19 protein-coding genes and 3 tRNA genes are annotated in these 19,533 nt (G+C 53.3%); 12 read left to right on the top strand and 10 right to left on the bottom strand.

The genetic code is table 11. The annotated features are described in order from the left end of the window. Positions 1 to 120: 120 nt before the first annotated feature. From BUA28_RS06980 to gloB, 4 genes are all read right to left on the bottom strand, one after another. Positions 121 to 558 carry a hypothetical protein gene (locus BUA28_RS06980; protein ID WP_143148456.1) on the bottom strand — a complete coding sequence of 146 codons (438 nt, stop codon included), beginning with the start codon at positions 556 to 558 and terminating at the stop codon, positions 121 to 123. Positions 559 to 887: 329 nt separating this feature from the next. Continuing rightward, a complete protein-coding gene (gnd, locus tag BUA28_RS06985) occupies positions 888 to 1,793 on the bottom strand; it encodes a phosphogluconate dehydrogenase (NAD(+)-dependent, decarboxylating) (protein ID WP_072767402.1) in 906 nt (301 codons plus the stop codon). Positions 1,794 to 1,814: 21 nt separating this feature from the next. After that, on the bottom strand, positions 1,815 to 2,945 hold the full coding sequence (tal, locus tag BUA28_RS06990; RefSeq protein WP_072767403.1) for a transaldolase: 1,131 nt from the start codon (positions 2,943 to 2,945) through the stop codon (positions 1,815 to 1,817). 424 nt (positions 2,946 to 3,369) lie between these two features. Beyond that, on the bottom strand, positions 3,370 to 4,161 hold the full coding sequence (gloB, locus tag BUA28_RS06995; RefSeq protein WP_072767404.1) for a hydroxyacylglutathione hydrolase: 792 nt from the start codon (positions 4,159 to 4,161) through the stop codon (positions 3,370 to 3,372). Between the two features lie 167 nt (positions 4,162 to 4,328). On the opposite strand from gloB, the gene BUA28_RS07000 reads away from it, so the two are divergent. From BUA28_RS07000 to dnaQ, 3 genes are read left to right on the top strand one after another with little or no spacing between them, the layout of a single operon-like run. Beyond that, positions 4,329 to 5,105, top strand: a complete 777-nt coding sequence (locus BUA28_RS07000) for a class I SAM-dependent methyltransferase (RefSeq protein WP_072767405.1) — start codon at positions 4,329 to 4,331, stop codon at positions 5,103 to 5,105. After that, the gene (gene rnhA / locus BUA28_RS07005; RefSeq protein ID WP_072767406.1) at positions 5,102 to 5,614 is read left to right on the top strand and encodes a ribonuclease HI; all 513 of its coding nucleotides are present in this window, start codon (positions 5,102 to 5,104) and stop codon (positions 5,612 to 5,614) included. The genes BUA28_RS07000 and rnhA overlap by 4 nt, the downstream gene beginning before the upstream one ends. A gap of 44 nt (positions 5,615 to 5,658) precedes the next feature. Continuing rightward, positions 5,659 to 6,405, top strand: a complete 747-nt coding sequence (gene dnaQ, locus BUA28_RS07010; protein ID WP_072767407.1) for a DNA polymerase III subunit epsilon — start codon at positions 5,659 to 5,661, stop codon at positions 6,403 to 6,405. Positions 6,406 to 6,521: 116 nt separating this feature from the next. Here dnaQ and BUA28_RS07015 read toward each other — a convergent pair whose 3' ends face one another. Continuing rightward, a complete protein-coding gene (locus BUA28_RS07015; protein WP_256598256.1) occupies positions 6,522 to 7,811 on the bottom strand; it encodes a PA0069 family radical SAM protein in 1,290 nt (429 codons plus the stop codon). 280 nt (positions 7,812 to 8,091) lie between these two features. On the opposite strand from BUA28_RS07015, the gene BUA28_RS07020 reads away from it, so the two are divergent. After that, positions 8,092 to 8,598, top strand: a complete 507-nt coding sequence (locus BUA28_RS07020; RefSeq protein ID WP_072767409.1) for an REP-associated tyrosine transposase — start codon at positions 8,092 to 8,094, stop codon at positions 8,596 to 8,598. A gap of 464 nt (positions 8,599 to 9,062) precedes the next feature. On the opposite strand, the gene BUA28_RS07025 is transcribed toward BUA28_RS07020, so the two are convergent. Beyond that, positions 9,063 to 9,452: a LapA family protein gene (locus BUA28_RS07025; RefSeq protein ID WP_072767410.1), complete on the bottom strand. Its 390-nt coding sequence runs from the start codon at positions 9,450 to 9,452 to the stop codon at positions 9,063 to 9,065. 222 nt (positions 9,453 to 9,674) lie between these two features. Continuing rightward, positions 9,675 to 10,550, bottom strand: a complete 876-nt coding sequence (locus BUA28_RS07030) for a c-type cytochrome (RefSeq protein WP_072767411.1) — start codon at positions 10,548 to 10,550, stop codon at positions 9,675 to 9,677. A gap of 538 nt (positions 10,551 to 11,088) precedes the next feature. Between BUA28_RS07030 and BUA28_RS07035 the strand changes: the two genes are divergently transcribed. Then, entirely contained in the window at positions 11,089 to 11,502 is a 414-nt protein-coding gene (locus tag BUA28_RS07035) for a pyridoxamine 5'-phosphate oxidase family protein (RefSeq protein WP_218587242.1), read from the top strand. A gap of 113 nt (positions 11,503 to 11,615) precedes the next feature. On the opposite strand, the gene BUA28_RS07040 is transcribed toward BUA28_RS07035, so the two are convergent. After that, positions 11,616 to 11,846, bottom strand: coding sequence for an NUDIX hydrolase (locus tag BUA28_RS07040; protein ID WP_072767412.1), 231 nt, complete (start codon positions 11,844 to 11,846; stop codon positions 11,616 to 11,618). Between the two features lie 255 nt (positions 11,847 to 12,101). On the opposite strand from BUA28_RS07040, the gene BUA28_RS07045 reads away from it, so the two are divergent. Both BUA28_RS07045 and BUA28_RS07050 read left to right on the top strand, forming a co-directional pair. Then, positions 12,102 to 12,920 carry a lipase family protein gene (locus BUA28_RS07045; RefSeq protein ID WP_083569913.1) on the top strand — a complete coding sequence of 273 codons (819 nt, stop codon included), beginning with the start codon at positions 12,102 to 12,104 and terminating at the stop codon, positions 12,918 to 12,920. Between the two features lie 431 nt (positions 12,921 to 13,351). Next, positions 13,352 to 13,552 (top strand): hypothetical protein, encoded by a 201-nt coding sequence (locus BUA28_RS07050; protein ID WP_072767414.1) that lies wholly within the window; start codon positions 13,352 to 13,354, stop codon positions 13,550 to 13,552. A 47-nt stretch (positions 13,553 to 13,599) separates the two neighbouring features. Here BUA28_RS07050 and BUA28_RS07055 read toward each other — a convergent pair. Further along, positions 13,600 to 13,674: transfer RNA gene (locus tag BUA28_RS07055), tRNA-Val, on the bottom strand. 194 nt (positions 13,675 to 13,868) lie between these two features. On the opposite strand from BUA28_RS07055, the gene gltX reads away from it, so the two are divergent. From gltX to BUA28_RS07070, 3 genes are all read left to right on the top strand, one after another. Next, a complete protein-coding gene (gene gltX / locus BUA28_RS07060) occupies positions 13,869 to 15,266 on the top strand; it encodes a glutamate--tRNA ligase (protein WP_072767415.1) in 1,398 nt (465 codons plus the stop codon). A 109-nt stretch (positions 15,267 to 15,375) separates the two neighbouring features. Beyond that, a tRNA-Ala gene (locus BUA28_RS07065) sits at positions 15,376 to 15,451 on the top strand. 48 nt (positions 15,452 to 15,499) lie between these two features. After that, a tRNA-Glu gene (locus BUA28_RS07070) sits at positions 15,500 to 15,575 on the top strand. 305 nt (positions 15,576 to 15,880) lie between these two features. Here BUA28_RS07070 and BUA28_RS07075 read toward each other — a convergent pair. Then, positions 15,881 to 16,327 (bottom strand): hypothetical protein, encoded by a 447-nt coding sequence (locus BUA28_RS07075; RefSeq protein WP_072767416.1) that lies wholly within the window; start codon positions 16,325 to 16,327, stop codon positions 15,881 to 15,883. Positions 16,328 to 16,859: 532 nt separating this feature from the next. Between BUA28_RS07075 and BUA28_RS07080 the strand changes: the two genes are divergently transcribed. Then, the gene (locus tag BUA28_RS07080) at positions 16,860 to 17,537 is read left to right on the top strand and encodes an HNH endonuclease (protein ID WP_072767417.1); all 678 of its coding nucleotides are present in this window, start codon (positions 16,860 to 16,862) and stop codon (positions 17,535 to 17,537) included. Between the two features lie 89 nt (positions 17,538 to 17,626). Continuing rightward, positions 17,627 to 19,408, top strand: a complete 1,782-nt coding sequence (locus BUA28_RS07085) for an ABC1 kinase family protein (RefSeq protein WP_072767418.1) — start codon at positions 17,627 to 17,629, stop codon at positions 19,406 to 19,408. Positions 19,409 to 19,533 lie beyond the last annotated feature (125 nt).

Here is a 19,533-nt window from a genome sequence, read left to right on the forward strand (position 1 = left end):
AGCTTCGAGACTACGTTACGGTAGCAAAGCTCACCATGAAAAGCCGAGAAAGTCGAAATGCAATTTAAGACGACGGTAATTTGATATTGCTACGTTTTTAATATATTACTTTTACCGCTATTATTCAGAAACGGTAGCCGGATGAAGTCCGCGCGCAATGCTAAATTTTTCCAATTGAGGGACGGAGTACCCGTTCTCTTCAGCACTCGCTGCCATCTGCCGATGCAGGGCGGCTTCTTTTATATTGGTTTTTGCTTCTTTCTCATACTTGCGCACCAGCGCATAGGCATGGGATTGCAGATCCTGGGTCTGCCTACCGTATAGGTAGCTTTTGCTTTCATATTCTTCAAGCAATTGTTTTTGTTCTTCCACTTTTGCCTGTATTTCCCGGGCTGATTCTTCGTAATAGGCTGCCACAGCCTCATGGTCACTTCGAGTCGTGGCATTTTGAGCAGCAGCAACGATATCAATATCCTCTACCGCGGATGCGGCAGGGCTCAACAGGGAAAAAAGGCTGAGTAGCGATAAAGTAGTAACAATTTGTTTCGCATTCATCATTACACCTCCTATTCTTCGTGTTGCAAAGCGTGTGCTAATTTTTCACGTTCATGGTGTGAAGAATATGTGAGGAATAGGTCTTTGTCAACTTATTTATGTTAAAAGTAACATTAGGATTGATCCCTGTCAACTTCCAGCTTGATAACGCGCAAAGTCTTTGGGGCCAAAGTCGCGCAGGGCGCTTAAGCCCGCCTTTTTACAATTGAGAAGTAGGTCGGGCTTTGCCCGACGATCGTAAAGTTAACGTCGGGCAGAGCCCGACCTACTTAAGATTAGCGCAGCGTAAGCCAATGGAGGCGCGCACAGGGGGCGCATTGAGGATTGCGCAATTATCCTTTTTTTATATCGTGTCCACCGAACTGGTTGCGCAACGCGGACAGCAATTTGTTGGAGAACGATTCAGGATCGCGCGACTGCAGCCGCTGCAATAATGCCAGCGTGATTACCGGTGCAGCGACATCGAGATCGATTGCCTCAGCGACGGTCCAGCGTCCCTCGCCAGAGTCAGGCACATATGCGGCGATGCCTTCAAGATCCGGATTTTTTGCAAGCGCCGCGGCGGTCAGGTCGAGCAGCCATGACCGGACGACGCTGCCGTCGCGCCATATCTCCGCCACCTGATGCAAGTCCAGATTGAATTCTGTCTTGCTGTTCATAAGGGCAAACCCTTCACCATAGGCCTGCATCAGGCCATACTCGATGCCGTTGTGAACCATCTTGGTGAAGTGCCCGGCGCCACTCGGGCCGACGTGCCCCCAGCCTTTATCAGGTGCCGGAGCAAGCGTCTCGAAAATAGGACGCAACTGGGCGACAACCTCGTCATCGCCACCTACCATGATGCTGTAGCCGTTTTCCAGGCCCCATACACCGCCACTGGTGCCGACATCCACATAGTGGATCCGGCTCGTCTTCAGCATCCGGGCGCGGCGTTGGGTATCCTTATAATTCGAATTGCCGCCATCGATAATGACGTCATCGGGTTCCAGCAGCGGTAACAGCTCGGCTATCGTTTCATCTACCGACGGGCCGGCGGGAATCATCAGCCATACGACGCGCGGCGACTTCAGTTTAACGACGAGGTCTTCGAGCGATCCTGCCGTCGTTATACCTTTCTCCCCCAACCGCTTGCGCGTATCCGCGCTGCGGGCGAAACCGGCTACGCGATGACCGTCCCGCAGTAGCCGTTGCGACATGGGGCCGCCCATGCGCCCCAATCCGATCATTCCAATGTCCATCGTTCCGCCCACAGCGGTGGTTCAGGCTGCGTGATTGCAGGCAGCAAGGATATCCTGCCGTTTCTCCTTTATTGCGCCAAGCAATTTGTCATATGAAGCGGCGAAAGAGGCGACGCCGTCATTCTGAAGCTTTTCGGTGATGGCATCAAGATCGACTCCCAGATGCGCCAGCTGTGCGATACTCGCGTTCGCTTGCGCCATATCCTCTTGCAATGTCGGGTGCACGCGGCCGTGATCGCAGAATGCCTGGAGGGTTTTGGGTGGTACGGTGTTGATGGTATCGGGGCCGATCAATTTTTCCAGGTAAAGCACGTCGGAATATGCCGGATTCTTGGTTCCGGTACTGCCCCACAAGGGTCGTTGAACGCGTGCGCCTTTGTCGCGCAGAGCGGAAAATGGTTCACCATAAAATACTTCGCGAAAGCGCTGGTAAGCGAGCTTGGCGTTGGCGATGGCAATCTTGCCGCGCAGATTGAGCGCGTCGGGTGTACCGATTTTTTCCAGCAGGGCATCGACCGCGGTATCCACCCGGCTGACAAAAAAGGACGCAACCGAAACAGGCAAGGGCTTTGTTCCACCAGGGGATGCCGTCCCGCGCCCAAGCCCGGCAATATATGCTCGTGCCACCACTTCGTAATGCTTCAGCGAAAACATCAGGGTGACGTTGACATTGATGCCTTCGCTGGTCAGCTGCTCGATTGCGGGAATGCCCTCGGGTGTAGCGGGAATCTTGATCATCAGATTGGGGCGCTGCACCGCCTGCCACAGCCGCCGCGCTTCCACAATGCTGCCAGCGGTATCGTGAGCTAGCTGCGGCGAGACTTCAAGGCTGACATAGCCGTCTCCACCGTTCGTTTCGTCATACACGGGCCGCAGCACATCGGCCGCCATGCGGATATCTTCGATAGCCACCGCCTCAAACAGTGCTTTGTCGGTTTGTTTATCGTTGGCTTGCAGCAGCTTGCTCAGCGCATCATCGTAACTATTGCCGCGAGTAATGGCTTGCTCAAAAATGGTGGGATTGCTCGTCAGGCCGCGCAGCTTGTCTTCCGATACAAGCCGTTGCAGTTCTCCGCTATTGATGAGGTCACGGCTGATCGAATCCAGCCAGATGGATTGGCCGCATTGCAGTAACTGTTCCAGAGGTTTCATAGGATCTGTTCTCCTTTAGCGATGGCACTGTTGCAAAGGGCTGCTGTGAACGATTCGCGCAACTTACCAGCTTCACGCGACTGCTTCGGCGTTTCACAACGGCGTCGGGTAAGCTGTGCCTTATATCGCAGGAGATGTCTGTTTGCCCATCAGTGGAGTAAAGCACTCCGATTGGACAATGCAATCACGCGATCGTTCATCGCTTTGCTCATTGCTTCTTGTCCTTATCGCGTTTTCAGGCTGGGAGCCGCATGGGGTTTTTATTACGCCGGGCCCCTCGTCTGCCCGGCCACATGCGCGCAAGTATCCAAGTTTATACAGGCTTTTCTTATTGGCTGCGGGGGTTGGGCTTCAGCGCAACAAGGCGTGGTGAGAGTTCTTTGATTTTTGCAGGCTTTGCTCTGCCGATCATTTGTCGTGAGCGTTAAAACTGGTTCTTCCAGGCACGGATTGCAGCAAACACGCTGATACGATCGGTTAACGGTGTGCCGGCATAATTGCTGGCATTTTGGATTACTTCCGGTTCGTTGCAGCGCAGGAATGGATTGGTGGCTTTTTCCAATGCAATAGTGCAGGGGAGAGTCGGAAGATTTTGCCCGCGTAATTTTACAGCTGCCGCTTCGCGTTCGATCAACGCCTGGTTGCCTGGCTCGACCATTCTGGCGAAGCGAATATTGTTGAGTGTATATTCGTGACCGCAATAGATCAGTGTGTCTTTGGGTAAATCAGCCAGTTTTTCCAGGGAATCGACCATTTGTCGTGCGGTGCCCTCGAATAATCGTCCACAGCCGCAACCGAACAACGTGTCTCCACAAAACAGCAGGTTTGCGCCATAATAGGCAATGTGCCCGGCAGTATGGCCGGGGATGTCCAGCACCTTGAGGCTGAGCGAGAACTCCGAAAGATAGACGTTACCCTCTTCCTTTTCTTTTTCGGTGTATTCTCTGAGGCGATGAGTCAGCGTAGGAATCGATTCCTTCTCCGGGCCGTAAACCGGCACCGTAAATTCCTGCAGCAACGCTGCATTTCCTCCTGAGTGGTCCTGGTGGTGGTGAGTGTTGAGAATCGCGATGAGCTTCAGTTTTTCGTGCCTCAAGTAATCCAGTACAGGGGAGGCATCGCCCGGATCGACGACAGCAGCGTGGCAATGGTCGCGGATGACCCAGATATAATTATCGGTGAATGCACGGATCGGAACGATATATGGCGTAGTCATGATAGTTCGGGCGGTTGAGTGAGCCAGGATGGAAAATCGATAGCTCGGCGTCGTGTTCAAAGATAAGGTGATTGGCTAGCCAATTAGCCTATTGATCTACCTGCGATAGTGTTCCGTATCGCTTAATTGGCTTAATTCTTGAGCTTCGGCCACCCTAGACATTATATATGCCTCAAAAAAATACACAGGAATGGTTTGAAACCTGCCTCGGCCAATATCTGTTGGAACGGGAGCAAAACTATTTCGACAAGGCTGTGGCAAATGTGTTTGGCTACAATGCCATGCAAATCGGATTTCCGCAATATGACTTTTTGCGCACCAACCGTATACCGTTCCAGTTTTGCGCGGCAACGGAAGGGAGCGCTGAAGTGCTTGCAGCGCCTGATTTCTTGCCGATTGAAACGAACAGCATCGATCTGGTGGTGATTCCCCATGTGCTCGAATTCAGCTCCAATCCGCATCAGATCCTGCGTGAGGTGCACCGAGTGTTGATACCTGAGGGGCAGGTTATCGTCTGTGGCTTCAATCCACGCAGTTTGTGGGGCGTGCGCGGGCTTTTCGGGGCGCCCAAGGAGGGCAACTTTCCCTGGCGCGGCAATTTTATTGCGTTGCCACGGCTCAAGGATTGGTTGACGCTGCTGGATTTCGAGATTACCGAAGACCGGCTATGCTGTTATGCGCCGCCGTTCAGCCAGGAAAAATGGCTGACGCGGTTTTATTTCATGGAGGCGGCGGGTAGCCGCTGGTGGCGATTTTCCGGAGGCGTATATTTTCTGAACGCCGTAAAGCGCGTCCATGGTATGCGCGTCATCAAGCCCGAGTGGAAAGAAGTGCGTGCAAGAAGAGGAAGCATGGCCCCGGTTGCGCAGAAGATAAAAGGTACGACAGGCAGCGAGCCGCGCAGGGCCGCGCGCATCAAGATGTCAGCGGAAGGCAGGGAGTGAAGCCAGATTGCGCGGGTGTGGTTGATATATTTACCGACGGCGCCTGCAAGGGTAACCCCGGTGTTGGCGGTTGGGGTGCGTTACTGCAATACAACGGGCACAGGCGGGAGCTGTTCGGCGGTGAAAAACTGACGACCAACAACCGCATGGAACTGCTTGCGGTGATCCGCTCGCTTGAAGCACTAAAACAGAGATGTAACGTGCGTTTGCATACCGATTCTCAATATGTGCAGAAAGGCATCAGCGAATGGATACATTCCTGGAAAAAGCGCGATTGGCGTACTGCGAGCAAGAAACCGGTAAAAAATGACGATCTATGGAGAGAGCTCGATCTGCTCACGCAACGCCACAACATCGAATGGTTATGGGTGCGCGGACACTCCGGCCATGAGGGCAACGAACAGGCGGATCAGCTTGCCAACCGGGGGGTGGAGTGTGTACTTGAAAATCTGGACGGATCGCCCAGCGCTGCGGAGAAGTGCGAAATTAACGAAAGTCTATGGAAATAGCTTATTTTTAACGGTTTTTGCGCCACAGACTCAGACTTGACCCTATGCGCCAGATTTTTATCGACACTGAAACCACCGGCCTGGAACCGAGGCTGGGCCACCGTATTATTGAAATCGGGGCATTGGAGATGCTGAGCCGGAGATTGACGGGCCGCCGCTTCCATTATTACCTCAATCCCGAACGTGATAGCGAGGCGGGCGCATTGCAGGTACACGGATTGACGACGGAATTTCTCCAGGACAAGCCAAAATTCTGTGACGTAGTCCACGAGTTGCTTGAGTTCATCGACGGCGCCGAGCTGATCATGCACAACGCGTCTTTCGACGTCGCATTCCTGGATCATGAGCTGGGCCTGGCCGAGTTGCAACCTCTAGGTAAATGCTGCCATTCGGTAACGGATACCTTAAAGATGGCCAAGGAGCTGTATCCCGGCAAGAGAAACAACCTGGATGCGCTATGCGAACGCTACGCCGTTGATAACACCAGGCGCTCGCTGCATGGTGCGCTGTTGGATGCGGAGTTGCTGGCAGAAGTGTACCTCGCCATGACACGCGGGCAGGACAGCCTGCTGATGGATCTGGAAATGCCGTCCGCGCTGGATTTTGCCATCAGCCTGAGCGAACTTCACTTGACTGTGCTACCGCCTACCCCGGAAGAGCTGGAAGCTCACGCACTGCAACTGGAAAGCATCGAGCGTGAAAGCAAAGGTAAATGCTTGTGGATGAGGCTGGAATCCATCGAATCGGCGCAGCCACCCTCGGAAATGCAGCCCCTGGAGCCAATAGCATAGCTGGATAATCTATAAGGACAGCAGCTTTGGCCGGGTGGGTGGAGAGCGAAGCGCAACCCATCAAAACCCATCAAAAGTATGGACGCAACTCAAGAGCTGAGCCTGGGATGGATTCCTTAAAAAAGCTCACGCTGGCCGCCTGATTTACCGCTTTTTGCCTCCACCCTCATTTTTTTTGCCCCTGAAGAGCCGCTCTTGGCAGTTGCCTCAGCCGGCGCAACTGCCGAGGCAACCGAAGGTGGGCGAAAACTGGAGCTATCCAACCCCTTGAAGCGACCTGAACGGATACCTATGCCCAAGCGCGCAACCGTTTTCTCGAAGCGCTGGCGAATCACGTCAGCCCAGATGCCTTCCCCGTGCATGCGCTTGCCGAAACTGGCGTCATAATCCTTCCCCCCGCGCATATCCTGCACCCGGTTCATCACACGGGCAGCGCGGTCGGGAAAGTGGGCTTCAAGCCATTGTCGGAATAGCGGACTCACCTCCCACGGCAGGCGCAGCATAACGTAGCCTGCATTGATGGCTCCGGCTTCCGCCGCAGCCGCCAATATGCGTTCGAGATCAGGTTCGGTAACGAAGGGGATTATCGGCGCGACGCTGACCCCTACCGGAATCCCGGCATCCGTCAACGTGCGAATAGTACGCAAACGGCGGGCGGGCGCCGCTGCCCTCGGTTCCAGGGTACGGGCCACCGCCGGGTCGAGCGTGGTGATGGTTACCGCTGCCATTGCTTGCCGACGGGATGCCATGTCCGCGAGTAAATCAATGTCGCGTTCGATTAATGACGATTTCGTGATCAGCGCTACCGGATGTTCGCACTCATACAGCACCTCCAGCACGCGCCTCGTCAGCCGCAGCTCGCGCTCGCAAGGCTGGTAGGCATCGGTATTGACGCCAAGCGCAATCGGCTCAGGTATATAAGACGCTTTTGCCAGCTCGCGCCTCAGCAACTCGGGCGCATTGACCTTGGCGAAAATCTTGCTCTCGAAATCCAGCCCCGGTGACAGGCCGAGATAGCTGTGCGTGGGCCGTGCGAAGCAATAGATACAGCCGTGCTCGCAGCCGCGATAAGGGTTGAGCGAGATGCTGAACGGAACATCGGGGGATTGATTGCGGCTCAGGATCGTTTTGGCTCGTTCCTCGATCACTTGAGTCTTCCAGGTTGGGACGGGATCGGTCCCCGCATCGACGTCGATACCGCCATCCGCCTGGAAATCTGCTTCAACGTCGGCCCCGGAGCGTTCCCCAACATTACCTTGAGACCAGCCATCGTCGACAGTTTCGCGCGTCAATAGCTCATAACGTCCCTGCAAATTGGAAACCGCACCCCGGCCTTTTTTTGCTTTCAAGGGTGGTTGCACGAACGGCGGTTCATCCTCGGCATACGGATCAGAGTCAGACATCATGCATTCCAATATTCTGAATATGAAGGAAGAGGTAAAAGCACTAAGCTCGTAATCAAAGCTCACGGGTCAAATGCGAGACAAAGGATACCTTTGGAAAGCCTGGTCTTCAGTCAGTTCACCTGCCATATCAATCACTGTACAATATTTTTTTCAGCAAGCAGATCAGATTTGCGGTAACGAATGATGTCGGGCGGAGCCCGACCTACCAGATGACCTGCATCACAGCCTGGTAGGGCGGGTTCTACCCGCCGAACACTGCCGATCTATCAAACAAACCACCATGCCAAATTACCGCCGCCATCAAGAGGCCGGAGGAACCTATTTCTTTACCGTGGTGGCCGCTGGGCGAGAACCCATATTTACTCAAGAGGCTGCACGCATTGCGCTGCACGCGGCACTACAATCAGTGCGCAAGGAGCACCCGTTTAAAATTGATGCATGGGTATTGCTGCCGGATCATTTGCATTGTATTTGGAGCTTGCCTGAAGATGATGCTGATTATCCGATACGATGGGCAAAGATAAAACGGGCGACGCGGCACAATTTGGGCTTGGCCCCTGAGACAAGATTCTGGCAGCCCCGATATTGGGAACACTTCATCCGCAATGACAACGACTTGACCCGCCATCTGGACTACATCCACTGGAATCCAGTTAAACACGGCTTAGCCAAGTGCGCCGCAGATTGGCCTTATTCCACGTTTCATCGTTTCGTGACGGCAGGCGTTTATCCACCGGATTGGGGTATTGCCGAGGGCGAAGTTGATGGCAAACTATTTGGCGATTGAGGAATCGGCCCATCCCGAATGAATATTTGACGGTAGGTCGGGCTCCGCCCGATGATCAAGAAACGATGTCGGGCGGAGCCCGACCTACCAGTTGATCGATACCAGTGGATCCCATCGGCAGCGAATCCATTATTTCTGCTATTCCAATATCATATTAAGAGTAGGGCGGGTTCTACCCGCCGGATGGCTGTCAATCCAACTATTTGGCGATTTAGAAATCAGGCCATCCCGAATGAATGTTTGACGTCAGGTTGGGCTGCTCCCGATGATCAAGAAACGATGTCGGGCATAGCCCGACCTACCAGTTGATCCCATCGGCAGCGAATCCATTATTTCTGCTATTCCAGCATCATCTTAAGAGTAGGGCGGGTTCTACCCGCCGGATGCTGCTGCTCGCGGCAACACAAGCAGCGCACGGAGCACCCAAGTCACATAGATGCATGAAAAAATGTAATTGAGCCCACTTACTCCTTCGGTTTCTCGGCTTCGCTACCTAATAATATTGACTTCAGTCCGAGAAAACGGGTGGGCTCTTCCGGTATCGGTTCGGGGCTTATTCTCATCAGCTCTTCTTCCAGTTGAGTGACGCGACGCTCCAGCGCGGCCTTATCATCTTCCAGCTTGTTGACCCTGCGGCGTAGTTGCGAGCCTTTCCAGACATTCTTGATTATGCCCGGCCAGGATACCAATAGCGCTATAACGGCGCCGATGCCTATCGCGAGCAGCAATACCATGGCTAGAGAGCTATCGAAGGTCCATAAACCCAGAGTGACTGTCACTGGTATGCTGTTCTGCAGAGCAAATGCCACGGCAGCGATGGCGGCGGCAATACCGACTATTAACAAAAGCTGCATGACTGTCTCCTCTGCTATTAATTTTCCACGAAAGGAAGCACCTCGCAGACAACATTAGTATGCACCCAGTCGTAAATGGCCGAAAGGGGTGCTGGGATGAGGGATTCAACCACTAACAGGTCGGTGAGGTAATAACTGCTCAATAATTGATGATTTGTTATCCGGTGAGTGCACAAATCGTCGAGGAAGCGGCATTTTCGGACTTAAAAGTAAAAAATCCCCTCATTGATTCGCCGGAATACGCTTGGCATTGCTCATCGCCTTGAGATAGGCAATGAGTTCTTCAGTGGCCGTTTCACGGTCGAGGATCGCGCCGGTAATCCCTGGCATCGTTGTGTTGTACCGGATACTCTGCGGACTTACAATCCAGCGCTTCAAATACTCGGGTTTGATATATTCTGTCACGCTTACCGGGTAATTGAGTTCCGGCGCTTTACCTCCGCCTTCACCATTAATGGTGTGGCATGCCATGCAGTGCTGGCGAAAATGCATGAATCCGCGCTGCGCCTTCGCTGATGATCCTGCCGGGGGAACCATATTTGGAAAAGGCGCAACGAATTTAAGCTCGACGCGCTTGATCTGGTAGGGCATATCCGATGCGCCGGCATCGAGTAATTCTTTTGACTTGATATTGTCCCAGACCAGGTAGAGCGGGCCGAGTTGCACGACTTCATTGTTTTGCAGCCTGTTAGTCAATGTAAATGGCATGCCGTCCTCGTGCGGGAAAGCGAAATAAGCGTCGTGTGCGAGCAACTTCACCACCGGAATGCTGGGCTGATACCCGTCGATGGACGTGAAGATGATCTCCTGCGCCTTTTCCCAATCTTTCCCGAATACCTTGTCAAATACAGGTCGAACTGGCAAAGCGCGATAAATACGCTCCGTTTTTTCGTGCACTTCAAAAACCTTTATCGAAACCACGGTTGCGATAGCGCGAAGATCATTCAGGGGCAGAGTCCTGACAGTTTGGCCGTTGTCTTTGAACTCGATATCAATGGAGTTTTGTGCCGATGCGGGCGCAAGCGGGAGCGCATGGGCGAAAAAGCCGCCGAGCAAGAGCAGGAGATATTGCAGAATTCTTGAGATGCTCATACTCATGCAGGTTTCCCCCACTGCATATATCTTACAATATGCCTATGCACCATTCTCAGTTTAACGGGTATGCAGCTTGGGTAGGATGGGTAGAGCGTAGTGCAACCCATCAAAACTACGCAACAACACGACACATTAGCCGCAACCGAATATCAGCGATATTGCTTTGCGATGTTGCGTTGGTAAGGCGCGAGCATAACCAAATGATGAGTTGCACTAGTAGAATTGCGAGGCGTCACCTTCGACATGCGACGGGCGTTCCCGATTTTACCAGCTAAGCCGCCAGCCCAGCACTTTGTGGAAGATTTGTTCAGAGATGCCCAACGAACGAGTTGGAGGTGAAAATTTTCATGAGGTACGACACGGCATAGTAATGCACCGAACGCGCACGAATATAAAGCTTACAGAATTGCTGGCATGGCCCGCCCTCACAGCGCTAGTGTAAAGTGCCTGACCTTGTGGTTATACAGCAACCTGAAGCGTCAGGAAAACAAGAAAATCCTGATTTACCAAACCTCATCATTCAATATAAAAAGGAACCATCATGCAAATTGAAGAGCAACACGATGCCGCATTAAAAAAAGTGGCTGAAATGGTAGGGGATACAAAATTCGCAATGCTGACCATCGTGGAGAGAGACGGCACCCTGCGCAGTCGCCCCATGTCGACCATGCAACTCGATGCCGAAGGTAATCTCTGGTTTTTTACCTCGCAATCGTCACTAAAGTTTGTGGAAGGGCAGCGGCAGTGGCAAGTCAACCTTTGCTATGTCCGCACGGACAAGCAGGATTACCTTTCCATATCAGGCAGTGCGCAATTCGTACATGACAACGACAAAATGAAAGACTTGTGGACTCCAGAGATAAAGCCCTGGTTTCCAAACGGACTGGATGATCCGGACTTAACCTTGCTCAAGGTCGACATTGTGGAAGTGGAATATTGGGATAGGCTCGGATAGCGCCATCCAGTGTACTTACGGGCTGGCCAAAGCCCTTGCCACCGGCAATACTGATGCGCTTGGCGAACATTGGGGTGGAACGCAGCACAACTAATACAGGGCTCAGAGTTATTTCAGCCAGTATGAAAACTGGCGCACACTACGCCGGCCCGTGAGCCCTCCACCGCCTCCCCTAATAGTTCTACTTCAATGTCTTCCGGATCCGCCCAGGATTCGTCAATCCACTCCTCTTCGCCAGAGGGATGAGTGAGCCGTGCCGCCTCCTCGGATTCCGCAATGACAACAGCGGTATCGTAGGTGTTAAAACCTGTATTCTCATACTGAGAAATGAGATAAATGTTCATGACACCTCTTGCCTCGAAATCAACAGTGTATCAATTAAATCACCAACAATATGCGGGGCAACCTGATGGCAGGGGACAAAATAGATGGGATTACGCGTGTTGCATGAAAATCTCAAGCGCGGGGTCTTGCCTGATCCAACCTATTGCCCCTATAGGGGACCCAAGACTTAAACATGCAAGATTGTTTGGATATCAGATGGTGAAGGTACATACCCTCTTAATGTCGATAGAAATTTCTACTCCCAGGTTTGAACGATGTTAACGACAACATGGCAAGACCTCTTGAACCCGGGAGGGGCGACTGACTTCTTTTCTCGCAGGGAATTCCCACCATTTGAACCTGAGGCAGCCCATGAGTACAGTCGCACCAATGCGCTGTGGCTCGCGGAGCTCAGCAGATTGATTTATCGACAAGATATCGAGGAAGTGATATCGGCTCCGCAGCCGACCCGAGCGCGCTTTTTGGAAAAGGCGGGATTGAAACAGCGTGCCTTTTTTGCTTCACCGGAAATGGATACTCATGCAATGCTCGTTGAACCCATCGTTTCACCTTCCTTTGCAATTCTGATATTCAGAGGTACCGATAGCAACAGGGATTATGTTACCGACTTTGAATGTGGAATACTTCCATGGGACCGAAACGAAATAGGGATTCACAAGGGTTTTAAAAAGGCGCTTGACTCGGTGTGGGATAAGATTGAGAAAGAGCTCTCTCCGCTTGTCTGCCCGATCTTCTATACCGGTCATAGTTTAGGCGGAGCGCTTGCCACCTTGGCGGCATCGCGATATAAACCGCGGGCGGTTTATACATTTGGATCACCACGGGTGGGAAACGAAGCATTTGTTACGTCCCTGCAAACACTACCGATCCATCGTGTTGTTGACAATAAAGATGCAGCAGCACTGCTTCCGCCTGAAGTATTGGGATTTCGCCATGTTGGTTTATTACAGTTGCTTACGGAGCCGCAAACCGAGGCCAAAGAAAACTCCTTTTTTACACCGCTAAAGATCTTTGAGGAACCCCCAAGGCCATTGGCAGATCATGCGCCGGTTAACTATGTCGACAGAATATGAATTTTCCGCCGCTAGTGTCGAGAGTACCTACATTTACGGGACCAACTTCACCGGGGCCAATATGGACGGGCTTGCGTGGCGTCCAATACCGGCCAGGTGGAGCACATTTTCACGACTTTCGGCGGCTATATCGCGTTGGTGGCGTTTAACTATGGCCCGACCGTGTTCGGCAATACCACGTCCAATCACAACCTGCCCAACGGTAGCGGCCCCCGTAAAGTCACATAAGGATATTCAACCGCATCACTGGGCGAGTAGGCCGGAGGAGTTGCACTTTTCGAGCCTCTCATAGAGCGGAGCGTGAATCTCTTGCCGGTTCACCTCAAATCTGTCACTTTTGAGCACACCTCGGCACCTCGCACGAGTTCGTCTTCGACCAGCGCCTGCTGGTGACGGTTCGGATCAGTTTGAATTCCAATGGACGATGATTCATGTCGCCGGCATTACCCGCCGAGGATCTGTTCGATCTGGCTTATGATGGGAGAAGGATAGAAACGGATTGTTCACCTCGCAACTGCTGGGAGGGATGGGCCAATCCCCGCGCGCATGAAAATAATGACGGACTGGTGACAATGAAGGGGCTGGGAGATTTCTCGCGCAAGCAGACCATGAGGTTAAGTGCAATCAGGTAGCAGGCGCGCGAGTTAAAGTCGATGAAATCGAGATCGTCCTGGACTATTGGTGGGCGGTACTGGGATCGAACCAGTGGCTTCCACCGTGTGAAGGTGGCACTCTACCGCTGAGTTAACCGCCCGCTGGGTTTGTTTGAATAACCGCTGAGGGAGGCGCAATTAGAGCATAAATCGCGGATTCCGGTCAACGCACTCAACGTGCACGTTCCCTATACAAGCTGTTGCGCCAGTGAATGACTCAACACCGAACGACAGGCTCGCGTAAAATAGAGCACTTTCGCGTTCGCGCTTTCCAACCGGCATTTTGTATCCCCTCATGATTCGTACCCGTTTCGCTCCCAGTCCCACCGGTTATCTCCACATTGGCGGTGCGCGCACCGCATTGTTTTCCTGGGCTTATGCCCGCAGGCACGGCGGTAAATTCATTCTGCGCATAGAAGATACCGATCTCGAACGCTCCACTGCGCAATCCACTCAGGCGATACTTGACGGCATGGCCTGGCTGGGGCTCGATTACGACGAAGGGCCGTTTTACCAGATGCAGCGGTTGGCTCGCTATCACGAAGTGGCGGAACAGTTGTTGCGGGCGGGGAAGGCATACCACTGCTATTGCAGCAGGGAGGAGCTGGACGCGATGCGCGAGCAGCAGCGTGCGGCGGGGCTGAAGCCCCGGTACGACGGGCGCTGGCGCGATTCAAAGCAAACGCCGCCTGCGGGGGTGAAGCCGGTGGTGCGACTGAAGAATCCGCTGGAAGGAGAGGTAACATTTAATGACCTGGTCAAGGGTCAGATTACCGTAGCCAACAGCGAACTGGACGACCTCGTGCTGTTGCGCGCCGACGGCGTGCCGACTTACAACTTTGGCGTGATGATTGATGACCTGGATATGAATATCACCCATGTGATCCGTGGCGACGATCACGTCAATAACACGCCACGTCAGATCAATATTCTTAAAGCACTTGGCGCGCCGTTGCCGAAATACGCCCATGTGCCGATGATACTGGGGCCCGATGGCGAGCGATTGTCCAAACGCCATGGCGCGGTTTCAGTGATGCAGTACCGCGAAGATGGTTATCTGCCCGAGGCGCTGATAAATTATCTGGCGCGGCTGGGCTGGTCGCATGGTGACGAAGAAATATTCAGCCGCGAACAACTGGTTGAGTGGTTCGATTTTTCGGCGATCAACCGTTCTCCGGCCAAGTTCAATCCGGAAAAATTGCAGTGGCTCAACCAGCAATATCTCAAGACTGTCGACAATGCGCGGCTGGCGGAACTGGTTCGGCCTTTTCTTGAAGCGGATGGTTGCAACACTTCAGGGCAAAGTGTGCCGAGTCTCACGGGCGTGGTGAATCTGCTCAAGGAACGGGTCAATACCGTAGCGGAATTGGCCGACGCTGCAGTCTATTTCTTTCGCGCGCTGGAACCCGTTGAGGAACTCAAGGCGCAACATTTTACCGCCGAGGTAAAACCGGTTATTCTCGATCTGAGGCAGAAACTTGCTGTTATCGAATGGGAAAGCGATGCAATCAACGACGCTATCAAGACCGCCGCCAAGGGCCACGGTGTGAAAATGCCCAAAGTGGCCATGCCGCTGCGAGTAATGGTGGCAGGTATAGCGCAGACTCCTTCAATAAACGCAGTGCTCGAAATACTCGGCAGGGAAGAAACGCTAAAGCGCATGGATAACCAGTTGGCAAATTTTCCTGCCTGATCCCGCGCGGACGGCAAAATACAGCATATCGTTGATCTGCTTTACACTATACTGTGGCTTTGCATTGACTGGAATTGGACGGCTCAGTATAATTCGCGTTCATTTTGTCGGGGGTATAGCTCAGCTGGGAGAGCGCTTGCATGGCATGCAAGAGGTCAGCGGTTCGATCCCGCTTACCTCCACCAGTTTCCGGCAATATCGCAAACTGACTGCAATTTGTTTAAAGTCCTTCAGTCCCCATCGTCTAGTGGCCTAGGACATCACCCTTTCACGGTGAGTACAGGGGTTCGAATCCCCTTGGGGACGCCAAGAAATCCCCTGTTTATAGCTTGATTTTTGTAGTGGATACATCAAGCTGAATCAGGGTCGATTCACATCCCGATGAATCTTCCGGTGCGGGTAGTCAATGCCGCATAGGCAGGCATAGCAGCAACCGCTACGGCATCAACCGGTAAATCAGGGATTCAGGGACGCTATACCTACACTCTTCATCCATTAGTAGTAATTCCCGTTGCGGTTAACCAAAACGCTCCAAAGGACGGATGAGGTCAATTACACTAGCTCGATCTCATCCGTCCGCTGCATCATATGCAACAACCGCATACCAGGTGGATTTAATAGGGCTTGGTCACACACATTCCCTTGCAATCAAGACCATCTTTGGTGGGATCACAGTTGTCGGACGGGTCATCCACGCACACCATGCCACCGATGCAGTTGATCCTGCTGGGTCCACCGCAGGGCTGCTTGAATTTGCTTTCTCCCCCGGCACCGGCCACGCATTTTCCGGGACACTCAAGGCCGTCTTTGGTAGGGTCGCACTTATCCCCGGGATCATCAACGCACGACAGGCCCTGCGGGCATTGAATTACGCTGGGGCCGCCACACGGCAAATATTTTTTTGCTCCGACAGCGGATTTTCCGGCTGGAGCTGAAGCATCCTGTCCAGATGCCCCGTCCTGTGCATGAACAGCGCCACTTAAACCAATAGTCAAGCCGACAGTCACGCAAAGTGCCGCTATAAATTTAGCAGCTGAATTAAATATCCGGTAACGTTTCATGGTAGCTCCATTCAAGTAAGAGAATAATAGCATCAGCTAAAAATCTCCCTCTTTTTGTTAAAACCGTTGTCTGTTTTTTTTTCCGGGTATCGAAAACAAGATAGAAGTACACACTAATTTTGCGGATAGGAAGTTGCCGGGTTCTGTGCGGTGCCGCACTTATTGCAGAGGCAATTTACACAGACACATCAGTAAATGAATAGCGACTTGGAAAGCATTTGCTGGCGAAACGTGATGCAGGATTTGATACAGGATAAGATGGGCATCAAGGACTGTTGATCATTCACAGATGCGTCAAGTTGTGTAAGATATTGGTCAATTGATGCGATTGGCTGTCCAGGCACTGGTATAGCGTCACCCAAGCACTGGCACGGCCATCGGCCTAGCCGTAGCTCTCGGGACGGTGATTCTAAAACCGGGGAATTTACCGGTACCTGCCTGGTCAGTGTACATTTGCGGTAGCGCAACAAGAAGCGCTAAAGCGCCCGACTGTAAACCAGCAAAGATATTATTATGTTCAATACGTACGTGCATGAGTGACGGTTGGAGCAACGAAGAACTGAAGGCGTCAGTTGAATGCTATGTCGAGATGCAGCGCAAAGAGCGTGCAGGCCAGCTGATCGCAAAGAAACAGTACTACAGGAAACTGGCGCAGCGGTTCGGCCGAAGCGAAAAGGCATTCGAAAATCGGATGCAGAACATTTCATACATACTCTCGCTTATGGGGCGCAGCTGGTTGACCGGCCTCAAGCCTGCAAAAAATGTCGATGCTGACGTTGCGGACCAGATCGAAAAATTATTTACCCAGCTCGACGGTCAAAAGGCGGCGGCCGTCGCTGCCTTCGAGATCACCGTGCGAGAAGAAGCCCGGCGAAAAAATCTCCCCAAGCCGAACGGTAATCCCAGCCCAAAGGCCAGACGCATAGCAATCACGCAGTTTCAGCGGGATACCGCAGTCAAGGCCTGGGTTTTACGGCAAGCGGGGGAAATTTGCGAATGCTGCGAGCAGCCCGCTCCGTTTAATGGCGCCGACGGTTTGCCTTACCTCGAATTGCATTATGTCCGGCAACTGGCGGAGGGCGGAGCGGACGCGGTATCGAATGCGGTTGCGCTCTGTCCCAATTGTCATCGCGAGATCCACCATGGCGCCAATGCTCAGGCGCTAACGGCCTGGTTATACGATAACGTTGCCAGGCTGCTGCGAGATTAAGCCGGTGAGACTACCAATACTGATGAAATGAAATGACCTTTACGAGACTACGGTAAATTTATGACACAAATGTATTGGAAGGATCGCTGATGCTCTTCTGGCAGGCAATTATGGCGGCACGAGACCTCGGACGTTTGCACGAGATCGCATCTATACTCATCCGTTACGGCTTCGGCGATATGGTGCGGCGAATGGGGCTCGCCAATGCGCTGGAGCGGACCGGCCGCGTATTGCGCTGGAATGAAGCGAGCGAATTGGCTCAGCTCGAACCCCACGCTCGCGTGCGCCGGGCGCTTGAGGAGATGGGGCCGACTTTCGTCAAGCTGGGCCAGATTCTCGCGACCCGCGTTGATCTCTTCGATCCCGAGTGGATCGCCGAATTCAGCAAGTTGCAGGACAGCACTCCCCCCTCTCCTTATCCCGAGATCCATCGGCAACTTACCGAAGACCTTGGCGCCGCGCCCGAGGAGGTATTTGTTGCGTTCGATCCACAGCCCCTGGCAACGGGTTCGATTGCACAAGTGCACCGTGCCCGCCTGGAAGATGGCACCGAGGTGATAGTGAAGGTGCGCCGACCCGGCATCCGGGCGGTCATCGAGGCTGATTTGCGCTGGCTCTCAAGGCTGGCCGAACTGATCGAGACGGGAAACTCCGAGCTGCGCCATTTTCGCGGGCAGGATATCGTTCGGCAATTTACCCAATCGCTTCGGGGAGAGCTTGATTTCGCAGCTGAATGTCGTAGCGCAGAACGCATCGCGTCCAATTTCGTGGAATACACCGGACCTGTTCACCCGCGCGATGAGAGTCCTCCGGATGATCGCGCTACTGAAGCCTTGGCCGAACTTCACCCCCCGCTTCCCATCATTGTTATCCCCAAAGTCTACTGGCAATGGACGGGCGAGCGGGTGTGCGTGCAGGACTATATCGAAGGCATCCCCGGCCGTGATCTCGCTGCTGTCGATCGTGCCGGTTTTGACCGAAAGATTCTCGCCCGGCGTGGTGTCGCCGCAGTGGTAAAGATGATCGTCCTGGATGGGGTGTTCCACGCCGACCCGCATCCTGGCAATGTGTTTTATTTACCGGGCAATCGCATCGCCCTGATCGACTTCGGCATGACCGGGAGGCTTACGGAGGATCGAAGGGGCCAGCTTATCCAGCTTTTGCTGGGTTTGGTGCAACATGAACCCGCACAGGTCGCCGATGTGCTACTCGACTGGGCAGTAGACGGGGAGGTTAATGAAGAAACACTGACGGCCGAAATTCAGGCGTTCGTCGACCAATATCTCGGCGTGCCATTGAAACAGCTTAGGCTTGGCTTCATGCTATCCGATCTGGTAGGCATCCTGCGTGGGCATCAGCTTCATTTGCCGCCGGACTTGGCGCTCTTCGTCAAGACCTTCATTACGCTCGAAGGCATGGGACGAGAGCTCGATCCGGATCTGGATATGGCCGGCGAAGCGTTGCCCGTTCTTCGCGATGCGATAAGTGCTCACTATGCTCCGTCGGCAATGGCGAAACGGAGCATGCGGACGGCAACCCAGATAGCCAGCCTGCTAGCTGATATGCCCCGAGATCTCACCCGGTTGTTGCGAGCCGCCCGCCGCGGCAAGCTGGATATTCAGGTTGACGTTTTGCCTCTCAAGCATTTGGGCGCCCAGCTGGACGGCGCCGCCAGCCGGCTCACCGTCGGCATCGTCGTGGCGGCGATTATCGTCAGCTCGTCCATCGTCATGACTGTATCAGGTGGTCCGACCCTGCTGGGATTGCCCTTCTTCGGACTGCTCGGTTACCTGTTCGCGTCGGTCGGCGGAATCTGGTTGATGTTTTCTATTTCGCGCAGCAGCAAAGCGGATCGGGAGAGAAGGCCCTGAAGTTTTTCGAATTCTTTCATTAAGGGGTGGCTGGCAATAAAAGAGCTCAGCCTGACCACGGCATGCATGGAATATGCCTGGGGCTTGCTTGATACCCGCAACGGTTGGGGGTAAGGTGAGATTCC

It is taken from the genome of Nitrosospira sp. Nsp11, assembly GCF_900142705.1.
GTDB lineage: Bacteria > Pseudomonadota > Gammaproteobacteria > Burkholderiales > Nitrosomonadaceae > Nitrosospira.